At 73.3% G+C, this 13,638-nt stretch carries 16 protein-coding genes; 11 read left to right on the top strand and 5 right to left on the bottom strand.

Features of this window, described 5'->3' with window-relative positions:
• Positions 1-187 precede the first annotated feature (187 nt).
• The gene (locus tag ACZ6I3_RS15680) at positions 188-376 is read right to left on the bottom strand and encodes a hypothetical protein (RefSeq protein WP_469414987.1); all 189 of its coding nucleotides are present in this window, start codon (positions 374-376) and stop codon (positions 188-190) included.
• Positions 377-586: 210 nt separating this feature from the next.
• On the opposite strand from ACZ6I3_RS15680, the gene ACZ6I3_RS15675 reads away from it, so the two are divergent.
• Both ACZ6I3_RS15675 and ACZ6I3_RS15670 read left to right on the top strand, forming a co-directional pair.
• Positions 587-1,120: a DoxX family protein gene (locus ACZ6I3_RS15675; protein ID WP_469414986.1), complete on the top strand. Its 534-nt coding sequence runs from the start codon at positions 587-589 to the stop codon at positions 1,118-1,120.
• Positions 1,121-1,195: 75 nt separating this feature from the next.
• Positions 1,196-1,759 carry a hemerythrin domain-containing protein gene (locus ACZ6I3_RS15670; protein ID WP_469414984.1) on the top strand — a complete coding sequence of 188 codons (564 nt, stop codon included), beginning with the start codon at positions 1,196-1,198 and terminating at the stop codon, positions 1,757-1,759.
• 75 nt (positions 1,760-1,834) lie between these two features.
• On the opposite strand, the gene ACZ6I3_RS15665 is transcribed toward ACZ6I3_RS15670, so the two are convergent.
• Both ACZ6I3_RS15665 and ACZ6I3_RS15660 read right to left on the bottom strand, forming a co-directional pair.
• Entirely contained in the window at positions 1,835-2,800 is a 966-nt protein-coding gene (locus ACZ6I3_RS15665; RefSeq protein ID WP_469414982.1) for an NAD-dependent epimerase/dehydratase family protein, read from the bottom strand.
• A gap of 129 nt (positions 2,801-2,929) precedes the next feature.
• Positions 2,930-3,460 (bottom strand): hypothetical protein, encoded by a 531-nt coding sequence (locus ACZ6I3_RS15660; RefSeq protein WP_469414981.1) that lies wholly within the window; start codon positions 3,458-3,460, stop codon positions 2,930-2,932.
• A gap of 251 nt (positions 3,461-3,711) precedes the next feature.
• On the opposite strand from ACZ6I3_RS15660, the gene ACZ6I3_RS15655 reads away from it, so the two are divergent.
• Together ACZ6I3_RS15655 and ACZ6I3_RS15650 are read left to right on the top strand one after the other, a co-directional pair.
• Positions 3,712-4,344 (top strand): hypothetical protein, encoded by a 633-nt coding sequence (locus ACZ6I3_RS15655; RefSeq protein ID WP_469415037.1) that lies wholly within the window; start codon positions 3,712-3,714, stop codon positions 4,342-4,344.
• On the top strand, positions 4,341-4,877 hold the full coding sequence (locus ACZ6I3_RS15650; RefSeq protein ID WP_469414980.1) for a hypothetical protein: 537 nt from the start codon (positions 4,341-4,343) through the stop codon (positions 4,875-4,877). Before ACZ6I3_RS15655 ends, ACZ6I3_RS15650 begins: the two co-directional genes overlap by 4 nt.
• Positions 4,878-4,897: 20 nt before the next feature.
• Here the strand turns inward: ACZ6I3_RS15650 and ACZ6I3_RS15645 are convergent, their stop codons facing one another.
• Positions 4,898-5,221 (bottom strand): hypothetical protein, encoded by a 324-nt coding sequence (locus tag ACZ6I3_RS15645; RefSeq protein WP_189729797.1) that lies wholly within the window; start codon positions 5,219-5,221, stop codon positions 4,898-4,900.
• A gap of 277 nt (positions 5,222-5,498) precedes the next feature.
• Between ACZ6I3_RS15645 and ACZ6I3_RS15640 the strand changes: the two genes are divergently transcribed.
• The gene (locus ACZ6I3_RS15640; RefSeq protein WP_469414978.1) at positions 5,499-6,353 is read left to right on the top strand and encodes a fructosamine kinase family protein; all 855 of its coding nucleotides are present in this window, start codon (positions 5,499-5,501) and stop codon (positions 6,351-6,353) included.
• A 13-nt stretch (positions 6,354-6,366) separates the two neighbouring features.
• Here ACZ6I3_RS15640 and ACZ6I3_RS15635 read toward each other — a convergent pair whose 3' ends face one another.
• Positions 6,367-7,701: a hypothetical protein gene (locus tag ACZ6I3_RS15635; protein WP_469414976.1), complete on the bottom strand. Its 1,335-nt coding sequence runs from the start codon at positions 7,699-7,701 to the stop codon at positions 6,367-6,369.
• A 288-nt stretch (positions 7,702-7,989) separates the two neighbouring features.
• Between ACZ6I3_RS15635 and ACZ6I3_RS15630 the strand changes: the two genes are divergently transcribed.
• The 6 genes from ACZ6I3_RS15630 to ACZ6I3_RS15605 are packed head-to-tail and all read left to right on the top strand — an operon-like array spanning position 7,990 to position 13,491.
• Positions 7,990-9,657 (top strand): ATP-binding protein, encoded by a 1,668-nt coding sequence (locus ACZ6I3_RS15630; RefSeq protein WP_469414975.1) that lies wholly within the window; start codon positions 7,990-7,992, stop codon positions 9,655-9,657.
• Positions 9,654-10,076 (top strand): roadblock/LC7 domain-containing protein, encoded by a 423-nt coding sequence (locus ACZ6I3_RS15625; protein ID WP_382488620.1) that lies wholly within the window; start codon positions 9,654-9,656, stop codon positions 10,074-10,076. The genes ACZ6I3_RS15630 and ACZ6I3_RS15625 overlap by 4 nt, the downstream gene beginning before the upstream one ends.
• Positions 10,073-10,435, top strand: coding sequence for a DUF742 domain-containing protein (locus ACZ6I3_RS15620; protein ID WP_184598817.1), 363 nt, complete (start codon positions 10,073-10,075; stop codon positions 10,433-10,435). Before ACZ6I3_RS15625 ends, ACZ6I3_RS15620 begins: the two co-directional genes overlap by 4 nt.
• A complete protein-coding gene (locus ACZ6I3_RS15615; RefSeq protein ID WP_469414974.1) occupies positions 10,407-11,033 on the top strand; it encodes a GTP-binding protein in 627 nt (208 codons plus the stop codon). The genes ACZ6I3_RS15620 and ACZ6I3_RS15615 overlap by 29 nt, the downstream gene beginning before the upstream one ends.
• The gene (locus tag ACZ6I3_RS15610; RefSeq protein ID WP_469414973.1) at positions 11,030-12,268 is read left to right on the top strand and encodes a cytochrome P450 family protein; all 1,239 of its coding nucleotides are present in this window, start codon (positions 11,030-11,032) and stop codon (positions 12,266-12,268) included. Before ACZ6I3_RS15615 ends, ACZ6I3_RS15610 begins: the two co-directional genes overlap by 4 nt.
• The gene (locus ACZ6I3_RS15605; RefSeq protein WP_469414971.1) at positions 12,265-13,491 is read left to right on the top strand and encodes a cytochrome P450 family protein; all 1,227 of its coding nucleotides are present in this window, start codon (positions 12,265-12,267) and stop codon (positions 13,489-13,491) included. The genes ACZ6I3_RS15610 and ACZ6I3_RS15605 overlap by 4 nt, the downstream gene beginning before the upstream one ends.
• Positions 13,492-13,638 lie beyond the last annotated feature (147 nt).

The raw sequence follows: 13,638 nt of genomic DNA, 5'->3' as shown, positions 1-13,638 counted from the left end.
GCCCCCGGGAAACGGAGGGCGGGGGGGGAGGGTCCCTCGTTTTCCGGTTCACCGGCCGGGGGGGTGGCCACCCGGGTGTGTTCCCCCCCCAGAGGGGCGGACCCCACGCCGGAAGCGAGGTCCTGCACCGCGTCCTGCAAGAGAGACGAAGTGCCTGACTGCTTCATGGTTGCTCCTGTCGATCCACTCAACCCTTCTTGGGGCGCGGGGTGGGCGGCGACAGGAGGAGACCGAATCCGCCCTTGAACAGCGCGAGTGCGGCGCACTCACGGCTGTCGCGGTAGATACCGTCGGTTTCTGCCGGGTCGAGTGCGGCCTCGATGTCGGCGCTCTGGATGCCCGTCAGTTCCTTGGTGGCCTTGTCGGTGGGGGACATTGCACCATCTCCTTGGGGGAAGCGGATGCTTTCTCCTCTAGTGCACCTGATGGTGACAAATCATGCCAACTTACCCATGAGTTTATTTACATCACTTGTTCAACATCCGACGCACACGTATCAGCTCCGGAGGGCGAACCGGGTGCGTGCTTTCGCCCCTGGCGGGGAACCCGGCGAGCGCTGTACCCACCGACACCCCTGGAGAGGGCCATGAGTCTGTTGCGCGTGCTCGGCCGCCCCATGCTGGCCTCGATGTTCCTGACGGGCGGCCTGAGTTCCGTCCGTGCCCCGGAGGAGGTCGCCCCGGTCGCCGAGCCGGTCGTCCAACCGGTCACCGACCGTGTCTCGGCACTGCCCGACCGCACCGAGCAGGTCGTACGGCTCAACGGCGCCGTACAGGTCGTGGCGGGCCTGATGCTGGCCACGGGGCGCATGCCGCGTCCCGCCGCGCTGGCCATCGCGGCGACGCTGGTGCCCACGACGCTGGCGGCGCACCGGTTCTGGGAGGCGGAGGACCCCGCGGAACGGGACCGGCAGCGCGTCCACTTCTTCAAGAACATGTCGATGCTCGGCGGGCTGCTGATCGCCGCCGACGACACCGGCGCACGCCCCTCGTTGCTGTGGCGCGGCACCCATGCCGCGCAAGGCCTGCGGCACGACGCGGGACTGGTGCGCCGCTCCGTCCGTGCCACCGCGCGGCCTGCCGCCGCGGCCGGCCGGGTCCGGGCCAAGCTCCCCGTCTGAGCCGCCCGGGACCTGTTCGGGAGCGCGCGTTAGCCCATTCGGGCCAGGGGGACCCGGGGACAGGAGGTGAAGGACATGGGACACGGAGGAAACGTCATCGACGAGCTGGTGACCGATCACCGCGAAGTCGAGGAGATGTTCGGCAGGATCGAGGCGCTGCCGTCCGGTCACCAGGACCGCAAGGTGTACGCGGACCAGGTCACGATCGAGCTGGTACGGCACTCGGTGGCCGAGGAGGCCTACCTGTATCCGGCCGTACGCGAGCACGTGGCCAACGGGGACGTCCTCGCCGACCGGGAACTCGCCGACCACGCGACGGCCGAGCGCATCATGAAGGACCTGGAGGCCTGCGACGCGGGCGACGCCGATTTCGACCGGCTGATGGGCATGCTGATGAGCGAGATCCGCTCCCACCTCGCGGACGAGGAGAAGGTCCTCTTCCCCGCGCTGCGGCAGGCCTGTCCGATGGACACGCTCAACGAGCTGGGCGACAAGGTCCGCAAGGCGAAGAAGACGGCCCCGACCCGGCCCCACCCGGCCGCCCCCGACAGGCCTCCGGCGAACAAGCTCCTGGCTCCGGGCACGGGGATGGTCGACCGGCTGCGCGACGCGCTGACCGGCCGCGGCAAGTTCGACTAGGGCACAGCCGCGCGCACCGGGGAGCCGGGGCGCGGCGGTGCGCGCGGCGAGGAACCGGGGGCGTGCCCGGGCGGGTCAGCCGGCCGTCGCGTCCTCGCGGAACCAGGCGATCGCGCGCCGCAGCCCTTCCTCGGCGCGTACCCGCGGTTCCCAGCCGAGCTTGTCGCGGGCCAGCGTGATGTCCGGGCAGCGCACGGCAGGGTCGTCCACCGGGCGTGCGACGGGGCGTATCTCCGAGGCGGACCCGGTGAGTTCGACGACCAGTCGCGCCAGGTCGAGCATGCTGATCTCGGTCGGGCTGCCGATGTTGACGGGGCCGCGCATACCGTGGGCGGCCGCCGCGAGGACGCCGCGCACGGTGTCGTCGACGTAGCACAGCGACCGGGTCTGCCGGCCGTCGCCGGTCACGGTGAGCGGCTCGCCCGCCAGGGCCTGCCGCACGAACGCCGGCACCACGCGTCCGTCGTCGCCGCGCATCCGGGGGCCGTAGGTGTTGAACAGCCGCACGATGCAGGTGTCGGTGCCGCGGGCCTCGGCGTGGGCGGTGGTCAGCGCCTCGCCGAAGCGTTTGGCCTCGCCGTAGACGCCGCGCGGGCCGACGGGGTTGACGTTGCCCCGGTACTGCTCGTCCTGGGGGTGCTGCCGCGGGTCGCCGTAGACCTCGGAGGACGAGGCCAGGACGAAGCGGGCCTCGGCGGAGTGTGCGAGGTCCAGGGCGTTGCGGGTGCCGATACTGCCCGTCTCCAGGGTGTGCAGCGGCAGCCTCAGGTAGTCCGCCGGGGACGCCGGGGAGGCGAAGTGCAGGACGAGGTCGGGCCGCTGCCTGACCGGCAGTCCCTCCGCGACGTCGGCCTGCACGAGCGTGAAGCCGGGCCGTTCGAGCAGCGGGGATATGTTCTCCGCCCTGCCGGTGCTGAAGTCGTCCACGCAGGTGACGGCGGCGCCCGCGTCCAGCAGGGCCGCGCACAGATGGGACCCGACGAATCCGGCACCGCCCGTGACGACGGCGTGTTCCCAGCTCCGTGTGAGGGCGGTGGTCATGTCGGTCTCTCCTCCGTCAGCGGCGTTCCCACGCTCAGCGTCCGCCGCCCGTATGAGCGGGGCACGGTCGCGTACGGCAAAGAGGTGAGTGACGGAGGGTGATGTGTGTGGCCCGGCCGGGGCGCCGCGTCAGGCGATCAGGGTGCGGCCCGGGTGGAGGCGGTCCAGGAGCTGGGAGTGGTGCAGGCCGGCCACCGGGGCGAGCAGGTCGGGGTGGCGCAGCAGGGCGGCGGCGCGGCGGTCGCCGTCGTCGGGGGTGAGGAGCCTGCGGAACTCGGCCGGTGTACCGGTGCTGTGGCTGCCCTCGGCGAGCGCGGCCACCGCCCGGTCGGCCAGCTCCGCGTCGGTGAGCAGGCCGGCCGCCCAGCTCGCGACGACCTCGTCCACCCAGGTGCGCCAGGCGTGCGCGTCGTCCCCGTCGTCGTCCGGGGCGGCGTCGGCGCCGGTGAGCCAGTCGAGCCGCGCGGAGCCGCCGGGGCCCGCCATGCCGAGCAGGGCGGCGTCCATCTCGGTCGGGTACCTGAGCCACGCCGCGACCGTCACGGCCTGCCGGGCCTGCACCTCGCACAGGGCGGCGGCCAGCGCACCCCCGGAGGCGGGGAAGGAGCGGGTCAGCCACTGGGCGGTCGCCGCGATGACAGGGGAGAGATCTGCTTGCACTGCCTGGCCGTCCGAAAGGGTGGGGGAAGTGGGGATCTGCTCGTAGACGGTAGCCGCCGCCGTGCTCGCCCGGGCGTGACAGGGACCTCGGCCGTGACGTGGCCTCGGCCACATCGCCGGAACCAGGACGGAAGAGCCCCGTGCCGTTTCGCCGTGAAGGGGCCGGGCACCCGGCCCGCGTGCTCTTCCACGGTCCCGGTGAGTCCGGCGAACCCAGTGGTCCGGCCCGGCGTACCCGAACCCGGTCGCCGCTGCGCACCCTGCGCTTTGACGGCTGGATCGCGGGCATCGGAACGGCGTCCGGCGCTCGTGTGGTGCTCGGGCACTGGGCGAGATCGCCGTTCGGGCCGTTCAGCGATGTGATGCTCGAGGAGCCCGGCGGGCTGCGGCTGCTGCTGGCGCCCTCGCGGGAGACCGCGGACTTCGTCGCCGGTACGTATGTCTTCGACGAGGTTCGGGTCGTGCCGGTCGGGGTGCGGGTCACCGACCGTCGGCACTGGGCCGTCTCGGCGCCGCCGCTCGACCTCCGCTTCAGCACCGGCCGCAGGGGCTTGCCGGGCCTCGCGCTGCGGGCGGTGCCGGTCCGGCTCGCCACCAGCCCGGGCTGGATCGCGCTGTGGGACCGGCCCGCCCGGCTGCTGCTGGGCGCGCGCACCCACGGCAGCGCCCGGGCCGGCCGGCACCAGTGGTACGGCGTCCGGGACCTGCACCCCGTCACCTCGGCCATGGTCACCTACGAGGGCGAGAGCCTCGGCGCCCTCGCCCCGGTCGAGCCTCCCGTGCGGTTCGGGCCCGGCTCGACGCCCCGAAGTCCCTGCCTCGTACGCGTCACCACGCGGGTGGCCGTGGCACAGGGCCGGAGCAGAACAGGAGCAGTGCCATGACGGAACAGCGAGCGGACCCGCCGGGCGCACCGGGTGCTCCGGCCACGGACATGTCCCTGCTGGGCATCTATCTCAACGACCATCTCGCCGGTGCCACCGCCGGGACCGCTCGCGTCCGTTATCTGCTGCGCTCGTGCGGTGATCCGGTGCTCGCCGACGCGCTGGCTCCGATCGCCGACGAGATCGCCGAGGACCGGGCGAGCCTGCTCCACATCATGCGGCGGCTGGACGTCCCGGTGCGGCGCTACAAGGTCTACGCGGGCCGGGCGGCCGAGCAGATGGGGCGTCTGAAGAGCAACGGCAGCCTGGTACGGCGTTCCCCGCTGAGCACGCTGTGGGAGCTGGAGGCGCTGCGGCTGGGAGTGGACGGCAAGACCGCGGTCTGGCAGGCACTGCGTGCCCTGGCCGGCACGGACCGACGCCTCGACGGGCGGCAGCTCGACGACCTCGTCGAACGGGCCCGGCGGCAGCACACCTCGCTGGAGGAACTGCGCCGCAGGCAGGTCGATGTCGCCTTCCGCGAAGCCGGGTGACGCGCAGGCCCGGCCCGGCTTCACCAGAATCTGCTGCTGAGGGCGGGCTGATGCGTCAGATCCACGGCGTCGCGCAGCCGCAGCGCGACGCTGATGGTGGCGCGCAGAGCCGAGGGGCGTACGGTCTGCGCGGTCTCGGTGGCCAGGACCAGCAGGCAGGCCGCCGCCTGCTCGACGACCGAGACGGGGAGGGTGAAGTCGCTGTCGGCGGCCGCACGGAACGCCTTCAGGGGGATCGCGGCTCCGTCGATGGCCCGTTGCGCGGCCTGCTCCAGGTGCTGTGCGGCCTGTTCGCACACGGGGGCGGGCAGGGCGATGGTGCGCTGGAACGGTGAAGTCGTCATGCCCGACTGCTCCCCCGGCGGCGGCCGGTTCTGTCGGTGGGCGACGGGATTTCACCGTCCCGCGTGACCGGCGCGTGGCGAATGTCCCGGAATCGAAACGGCAGTCGAGCCCAGCACAACAGGGGAATCCAGAATGATCCACACCACCGCGCGTCCGGCCCGCTGGCGCGCCTACACCGTCGGCTGCTCGACGTCGGCTGCGGTTCCGGGAACTGAACCGCTCCGCCCCGTCCGTACGCTGGCCGCGGAGCAGCCGCGGAGTCGAGGAGGACCACGTATGACCGCCCGTACGGACGCCGCCGCCCGGCTCACCGGACGGGTGGTCACAGGCGACCGGCCCCTGTCGGGGGCCCTCGCGGAGGTCTCCCTCGACGACGGTCGGGTGGTGGTCGTCAAGCGTGCCGACGATCCGGGCGCGACGCGGGCGGAGGCGGCCGGGCTGCGCTGGCTTGCCCGGGCCGGGGCGGTGCGGGTGCCGGACGTGCACGGTCACGACGGGAGCTGGCTGGTCATCGACCACGTTCCGCAGGGGCGGGCGAGCCGCCGGGCGGCGGTCCGTTTCGGCCATGACCTGGCGGCCCTGCACGCCGCCGGGGCGCCCGCGTTCGGCTCGCCGCCCCCGGAGGGGCCCGCCGACGCGTACATCGGGCTCGCCCCGATGCGCAACGAGCCCGGCACCGACTGGCCGCGCTGGTACGCCGGGCATCGTGTCCTGCCCTATCTGCGGCGCGCCGTCGACCAGGGCACCGTCCGTCCCGGTGAGGCGACCGTCGTGGAGCGGCTGTGCGAGCGACTGCCCGGGCTGGCGGGGCCGGCCGAGCCGCCGGCCCGGCTGCACGGCGACCTGTGGAACGGCAACGTGCTGTGGGGGTCCGACGGGCAGGTGTGGCTGATCGATCCGGCCGCGCACGGCGGGCACCGCGAGACCGACCTGGCGATGCTGCGTCTCTTCGGCTGTCCCCACCTGGAGGCGGTACTGGAGGGCTACGAGGAGCAGGCGCCGCTCGCCGCCGGATGGGCCGACCGTGTCGGCGTGCACCAGCTGTTCCCACTGCTGGTGCACGCCGTGCTGTTCGGCCGGAGCTACGCGGAACAAGCCCTTTCGGTGGCCCGTAGCGCCCTGACGGGGTGAGCCGGTCGGCGGGTCACGCCGAGCCGAGGAGCGGGCCGGGCTGCCCCTCGACGGCGGACCAGACCTCCGCGAGGAGGGCCGGGTGGTCCTCGCCGTACGTGACGACGGCCGCGTACACCGCGTCGAGAGAGGCCTGGAGCGGGTCGGATTCGGCGGCGCCGGTGATCGCGGGGAGGGCCGCGTGGGGCTGCGAGATACGCAGGAACGGGTCCGGCGGGCCGAAGCTGATCATCATGGTGTACGGGGTGGAGTCGGATGCCGGCGGACTCGCCGTGGTGGTCGGCGGTTCCGCCTCGGCGGCCGCCGCTCTGGCCACGGCCGCTGCCGGGCCGACCACGGCCTGTGCCGCCTCGTGGGGGTGCAGGCCGTGGTCGCCCGGGGACAGGGACGGCCGGAAGGGGGGCCGCTCGGGCGGGACGGCACGGCCGACGGTGCGGTCCGGGACGTGCGGGTCGGTGGCCAAGGTCTGCCACATGAGGGCGTCGTCGTCGAAGGGCGGGGGCAGCGGGCGGCTTTCGGCCAGGGCCGTGAGCGCGTCGGCGACCCAGTCGAGGGTGGCGAGACCGGCCGCCTCACAGGCACGGCGGGCGGCGAGCAGGGCCACCGCGCGCTGGATCGCGGGACCGGAGGCGTCGAGGGCGTGGAGCAGGGCGGGGTCGAACGGGAGGAGGCCCCGGACGTTGCCGCCGACGTCACGCAGGGCCTGGCTCGGCGACTGTCCGCCCCACTCCCAGCGCTCGCGGGCGAGCAGCCGTTCCCGTTCCGCCGCCTCCTCGGCGAGGCGCTCCCGGCCTTCGGCTTCGGCGCGTTCGGCGGGGGTGGGAGGCGGCGGCAGTTCGCGGGCGTAACGGTGCCGGTGAGCGGCGCTCAGCGAGGTCTGCTTCAGTATGCGGTCCGGCTCGGGCGGGGCGGGCCAGAACTGCAGGAGGTAGCAGTCCAGTTGGGGCTCGTCGTCCATCCGGGTGTCCTTCTCGCCCGCCCGGTCCATGCCCTGGGCGCAGTACCGCACCCGGTAGTCGGTCTCCTCCAGGCCGAGCGGCCAGGCCTCCTCGCCCGCCCACTGCACGAGCGCGCTGTCCGGCGACACCGGCCGGAAGGACACCTCCACCACGTCTTCCCAGACCGGGTCCAGCGGCGGGGCCTCCTCACACACCTCGACCGTGAAGCCGACATCGCCGGTGTGCAGGCCTGTGCACAGGTGGAGGGAGCCCGGTGACGCCGCCCCGCACAGCCCCGCGCTCTGCCCCGCGAACGCCTCGGCGAGGCTCGGCCCGTAGCCGTCCGGATCGCTCTCGACGTAGATCTGGCCATAGTGCACATGTACCTCTCCCTCGACCGGCCTGCGCACGATCAGCTCCTCCTCGCAAGGGGTGGAATGGTGAGCTGCGGCATCGTGGCATCCGCCACTGACAACTGGTCGAGTTCGCCGAGCGGGTGAGCGAAGGCTTCGGGCTCTGACCTCCTGCGCACGGCAATCCCGACAGTTGACCCCAGATGCGAACAGACAGCGATCACTTTCGGAACGAAGTGGCGCTCCACCGTGCGAGATCGGTCGATGACGGTGTGTACTGTGCTGCGGGTAGCTCGCCAGAGCACCTCGGACTTCGCCCTGCCCACTCCCCCTGGAATCGCTTCGATGATCGAACTACCGGACCTGGCCGTCGGTGGTCTCGCCCTCGGCTCACTGTCCGCGTTCGCCCTCGGCGGCGGGCTGCTCCGCTCCCGGCGGCAACTGGCCGCCCAGCGCGCGAAGACGGCCGCGCTGCGGGCACAACTCGACGGCACCTCACGGGCGTTCACGGCCGAGGTCGAGCATCTGGCGGCGCGGCGCCTGCCCTCCGCCGCCCGGCAGGTCGCGCATCCCCATGTCACCGTGCCCGGCCCGCTGAGCCCGCAGCTCGCCGGTTCGCCCCTGGGATTCGCCCTGGAGCAGGTACTGAAGGGGCTGCACGCCGAACTCGCCGCGCAGCGCACCCGGATCGACGCCGCCGCGCAGGCCGGGATGCGCGGGGCGACCCGGGAGATCCAGGCGGCGCTGTACCGGTTGCAGGACGCCCTGCGCGGTCTGCAACAGCGCTACGACGACCCCGAGCTGGCGCAGACCCTGTTCGAACTGGACCACGAGAACGAGCAGTCGCTGCGCCGCGCGCAGATCGCCGCGGTGGTGTGCGGGGCCTGGGTCGGGCTCGCCCGGGAGGAGTCCCACCTCGTCGACGCGGTGACGGGCGGTCAGGCCCGGCTCGCGGGCTACCAGCGCGTCCGGATCCACAACCACCTGGAGGCCGGCACCGCCCTGGTGTCCCACGCCGTCGAGCCGGTCGCCATCATCGTCGCCGAACTGCTGGACAACGCGCTGCGGCACTCCGCGCCCGACACCGGCATCGTGGTCAATCTCGAAGCCGTCCACCACGGTGTCTGTGTCACCGTGGACGACGCCGGGCTGGGCATGACGCAGGACGAAAGGGCCCGGGCCCAGCGCATGGTGGGCAGTTGCGAACCGATCCTGCTCACCGAGCTCGGCGACCCGCCGCGCATGGGACTCGCCGCGATCGGCCAGCTGACCCGGCAGTTCGATCTGAGCGTCGACCTGTCCTCCCCGTCGCCGTACGGCGGTGTGCGGGCGGTGCTGCGGGTCGACCGTCATCTGCTGACGCGGATCGACCCCGAGGAACTGCCCCCGGCGGCCAGTGCCCCGCGCTCGACGCGCAAGGAGGCCGTGCGGGACACGGCGGGCGGCTCCGCCGCGCCCCTCGACGCGGAGGCGGGCGCGCCCGGCTCGTCCCGGAGAAGCGAACCCTCCCCGGCCTCCGCGTCCCAGGAGGCCGAAGGACCCGACGGGTCCGACGGGTCCGACGGGGCCGACGGGGCCGACGGGGCCGAGCCGACCGCCGAGGCCGAGACGCCCGAGCCGCTCGCCACCGCCCCGGACCACGAGCACGGCTACGGCACGGACGAGGACGACCGGGCCGCCGCCCCGGCCCCGGGCCACCACAGCCCCCGTGACAGCGGCGGCCTCCCCCAGCGCCGTCGCCGCAGCCGGGCCACGCCGCCGTCGGACACCCAGGGCCCCGCGTCCGCTCCGGCTCCCGCGCCGCAGCGCAGGACCCGGCGCCCCGAGGAGTCCGCCGCCGCCCTCGGCGCGCTCCAGTCCGGTACGGCGGCCGGACGTTCCGCCGCCGCGAGGCCGAACACCGGCGCCTTCCCAGCCGTATCTGAGGGTGCCCCGGCCGCGACCACGGCCGACACGGCATCCGACGACACCGACCACGACCGGAACGACGACGAAGGGGGAACGGCTCGATGACCAGCCGCGCAGCGGGGGACACGGCATGGGTGCTCGAACCGGTCCTGGAGGTGCCGCACGTCGTGGCGGCCGTCCTGCTCACCCGGGACGGGCTCGTGACGGGCTACACCGACGCGCTGTCGCAGCCGTCCGCCGAGCGGGTCGCCGCCATCACCAGCACCGTGCAGGGCGCCTGCCGTACCGCGGCGGCGGCGTTCGCCGACACCGACCGGGCCGAGATACGGCAGGTCGTCATCGAGTCCGACCACGGCTATGTGCTCATCGTGCCCACGGACCACGGCACCTGCGTGGCGGCTTACGGCGACCCCGAGGTGCGCCTCGACCTGCTCGCCCACCGGGTGCACTCGCAGGTCGCCCGGCTGGGTGAGAAGGCCATGGCCGCCGGGCCCCGAGGTGCCGACGGCGGCACACCGGCATGACCGGCCGCAGAGGCGGCCGTCCCCTGGTTCCCGCGTACCTGTCGACCGGCGGGGTGGCGCGGCCCAGCCGTGCCCATCTGGAGCGGCTGTCCGTGCTCACCGGCAGCGGTGAGCCCGCTCCCCCCGATCTGCCCGCCGCCCAGGCGGCCCTGCTGGAAGAGCTGGAGTACGGGTCGCTGACGGTCGTGGAGGCCGCCGCCCTGCTGCGGCTGCCGGTCTCCGCCGTGCTGGTGCTCGCCGCCGGCCTCGTCGACCGCGACCTGGCACTGGCCCGCGCGCCCATCCCGCCCGCCCGACGCTTCGACCCCGACCTGCTGAAGAGAGTGGCCGATGGCCTCCGCGACCTCAAGCACCGTTGACGCCCAGCCCGACGGCACGGACGTCCACCTCCCCGACACCGCGCGCGACCTGGTGAAGATCCTGGTCACAGGGCCCTTCGGGGTGGGCAAGACCACCCTGATCCGCTCCGTCTCCGAGATCCGCCCGCTGCACACGGAGGAGCGGCTCACCGAGGCGTCCGAGCCGGTGGACGACCTCGCCGGGGTGCGGGACAAGTCGACCACCACGGTCGCCATCGACTTCGGCCGGATCAGCCTGCCGGGCGGGATCGTGCTGTACCTGTTCGGCACGCCCGGCCAGGAGCGGTTCCGGCCGCTGTGGGACGACATCGCCTACGGGGCGCTCGGCGCGCTCGTCCTGGTCGACGCCCGCCGGATCGACGCCTCGTTCGACGTGCTCGGGCTGGTGGAGGAGACCGGGCTGCCGTACGCGGTCGCCTTCAACACCTTCCCGGACTCGCCCCGTCACCACACGCCCGAGCAGTTGCGCGCCGCCCTGGACCTGGAGCCGACGACCCCGATGGTGACCTGCGACGCGCGGGAGGCGGACTCCTCGATCGACTCCCTGCTCGCCCTGGTCCAGCACCTGATCGACCACCGACCCGCGGAGCACCGGTGACACATCCGTCCCCCGCCGAGCAGGCCTTCTCCCTCGCGTCGCCCGTACGCCTGTGGGAGGACGGCTTCGCCCGCGACCCCTCCCCCTACTACGCGGCCCTGCGCGCCCACGGCCCGGTCGGCTGGGCGGAACTCGCGCCCGGTGTGGCGGCGTACGTCGTCACGGACCGGCGGGCGGCGCTGGACCTGCTGCACGACACGAAGACGTTCTCGCACGACCCCCGGCCGTGGGAGGCGACCGTCCCCGACGACTCGCCGGTGCTCGGGATGATGCGCTGGCGGCCCAACACCCTGTTCGCCGACGGCGCCGCCCACCTCCGCTACCGCACCACGCTGATCGACGCCTTCGACCTGGTGGAGCCGCACGACCTGCGGGCCCGGATCCACCGGGCGGTGCACCTGCTGGTGAGCCGGTTCGGGCCGCGGGGCGAGGCCGACCTGGTGGGCGAGTTCACCAGGCCGCTGATGGCGCTGGTGTTCAACAGCCTGTTCGGGCTGCCGGACAGCGCGAGCGACCGGCTCGACTCCGCGCTCGGCAAGCTGATCGAGGGCGGCGCGCAGGCGGCACAGGGCGAGGCCGAGTTCGGCGGGTACGTGCTGGAGCTGATCGCCGCCAAGACGGAGCGGCGCGGCGACGACCTGCCGAGCTGGCTGCTGGACCATCCGGCGGGGCTGACCCCCGAGGAGGTCACCTGGCAGGTGTTCCTCACGCTCGGCGCGGGGCACGAGCCGACGGCGAACCTGGTGTCCAACGCGCTGTCCAGGATCCTCGGCAACCCGGCCTACTACTCGACGCTCACCAGCGGCGCCCGTCCCGTGACGGACGCGGTGCTGGAGGTGCTGCACCACGAGACGCCGCTCGCCAACTACGGCATCCACTACGCCCGTACGCCCGTGACCTTCCACGGCGCGTGGATCAGGGCCGCGGTGCCGGTGGTGATCTCCTACGGGGCGCTGGCGCAGGCCGCCGAGCAGGAGCGCGGCGCGGACCGCCACCCGGGGGACGCCTCCCATCTGTCCTGGTCGGCGGGCCCGCACTCCTGCCCGGTGAAGCAGCACACACTGCTCATCGCCACCGAGGCGATCGAACGGCTCACCCAGTGGCTGCCCGACCTCGAACCCGTGCTGCCCCGCGAGCGCCTCACCTGGCGGCCCGGTCCCTTCCACCGCTCGCTGACGGCGCTGCCCGTCCGTTTCAGCCCCCGCTCCCCCGACCACCCTGGAGGACGACCGTGACCGTGACCGACCGCATCGCTCTCGACCCGTTCGGCGCCGACATAGCGGGCGAGAGCGCCCGGCTGCGCTCTCTCGGCCCGATCGTGCCCGTGGAGCTGCCCGGCGGCATCCCCGCCTGGGCGCCCACGCGCTACGACACGCTGAAGGAGCTCATCCTCGATCCGCGGGTGAGCCGGGACCCGCGGCTGCACTGGCGGCTGTGGCCCGAGGTCGGCGAGCATCCGTCCTGGGGCTGGATCCTGGGCTGGGTGGGGGTGGTCAACATGCTCTCCACGTACGGCGCGGACCACACGCGGCTGCGCAAACTGGTGGCGCCCAGCTTCACGCACCGGCGCACCGAGGCGATGCGGCCCCGCGTGGAGGCCATCACGGCGGAGCTGCTGGACGCGCTCGACACGGCCGGTGACGAGGTCGTGGACATCAAGGAGGGGTTCGCCCATCCGCTGCCGATGCGGCTGATCTGCGAACTGTTCGGCGTGCCGGACGAGTTGCACGAGGACACCGCCCGGATGATCGCGGCCATCATGGACACCACCGACCCGAGCCCTGAGCACGCCGCTTCCGTCCAGCGGCAGATCGGCACGGTGCTGCCCGCGCTGATCACGTACAAGGCCGCGCACCCGGGTGACGACATGACCACCGAGCTGCTCCGGGTCCGGGACGAGGACGGCGACCGGCTCAGCGACGAGGAGCTGCTGTACACGCTGCTGCTGGTCATCGGGGCCGGCTTCGAGACCACCGTCAATCTGATAGGCAACGCGGCCGTGGCCCTGCTCCGGCGCCCCGAGCAGCTGGCCGCCGTGCGGTCGGGGAAGATCGGCTGGGACGCCGTCGTCGACGAGACGCTGCGCGCACATCCGTCGATCGCGTCGCTGCCGCTCCGGTTCGCCGTCACCGACCTCACCGTCGGTGACATCACGGTCCCGGCCGGCGACGCCATCCTCACGACGTACGCCGCCGCGGGTCTCGACCCCGAGCACTACGGTGCGGACGCCGGCCACTTCGACGCCACACGTGCCGCCGACGACCATCTGGCGTTCGGGATCGGGGTCCACCGGTGCATCGGCGCCCCGCTGGCCCGTCTGGAGGCGCTCACGGCGCTGCCGGCCCTGTTCGACCGCTTCCCCGACCTGCGCCTGGCCACCGGTGACGAGGGCCTGCGGCAGGTGCCGTCCTTCATCGCCTTCGGCTGGCAGGAGATCCCGGCGCGGCTGCGGGGCTGAGGTGCCCGGCGGACAGCTCGCGGGAGCGCGACCGGTCCCCCGTTCCGGTCGTGCCCCCGCGGTGCGTTGAACTTACGTCCATGGCAGAGGCCTTGTGAACCGCGTCGATGCCCGTTGCACGCTCAACGAGGCTCACCCGTGCACAGC

Source organism: Streptomyces sp. NPDC041940, from assembly GCF_055589465.1.
This window is presented reverse-complemented; position numbering and strand designations above follow the sequence as displayed.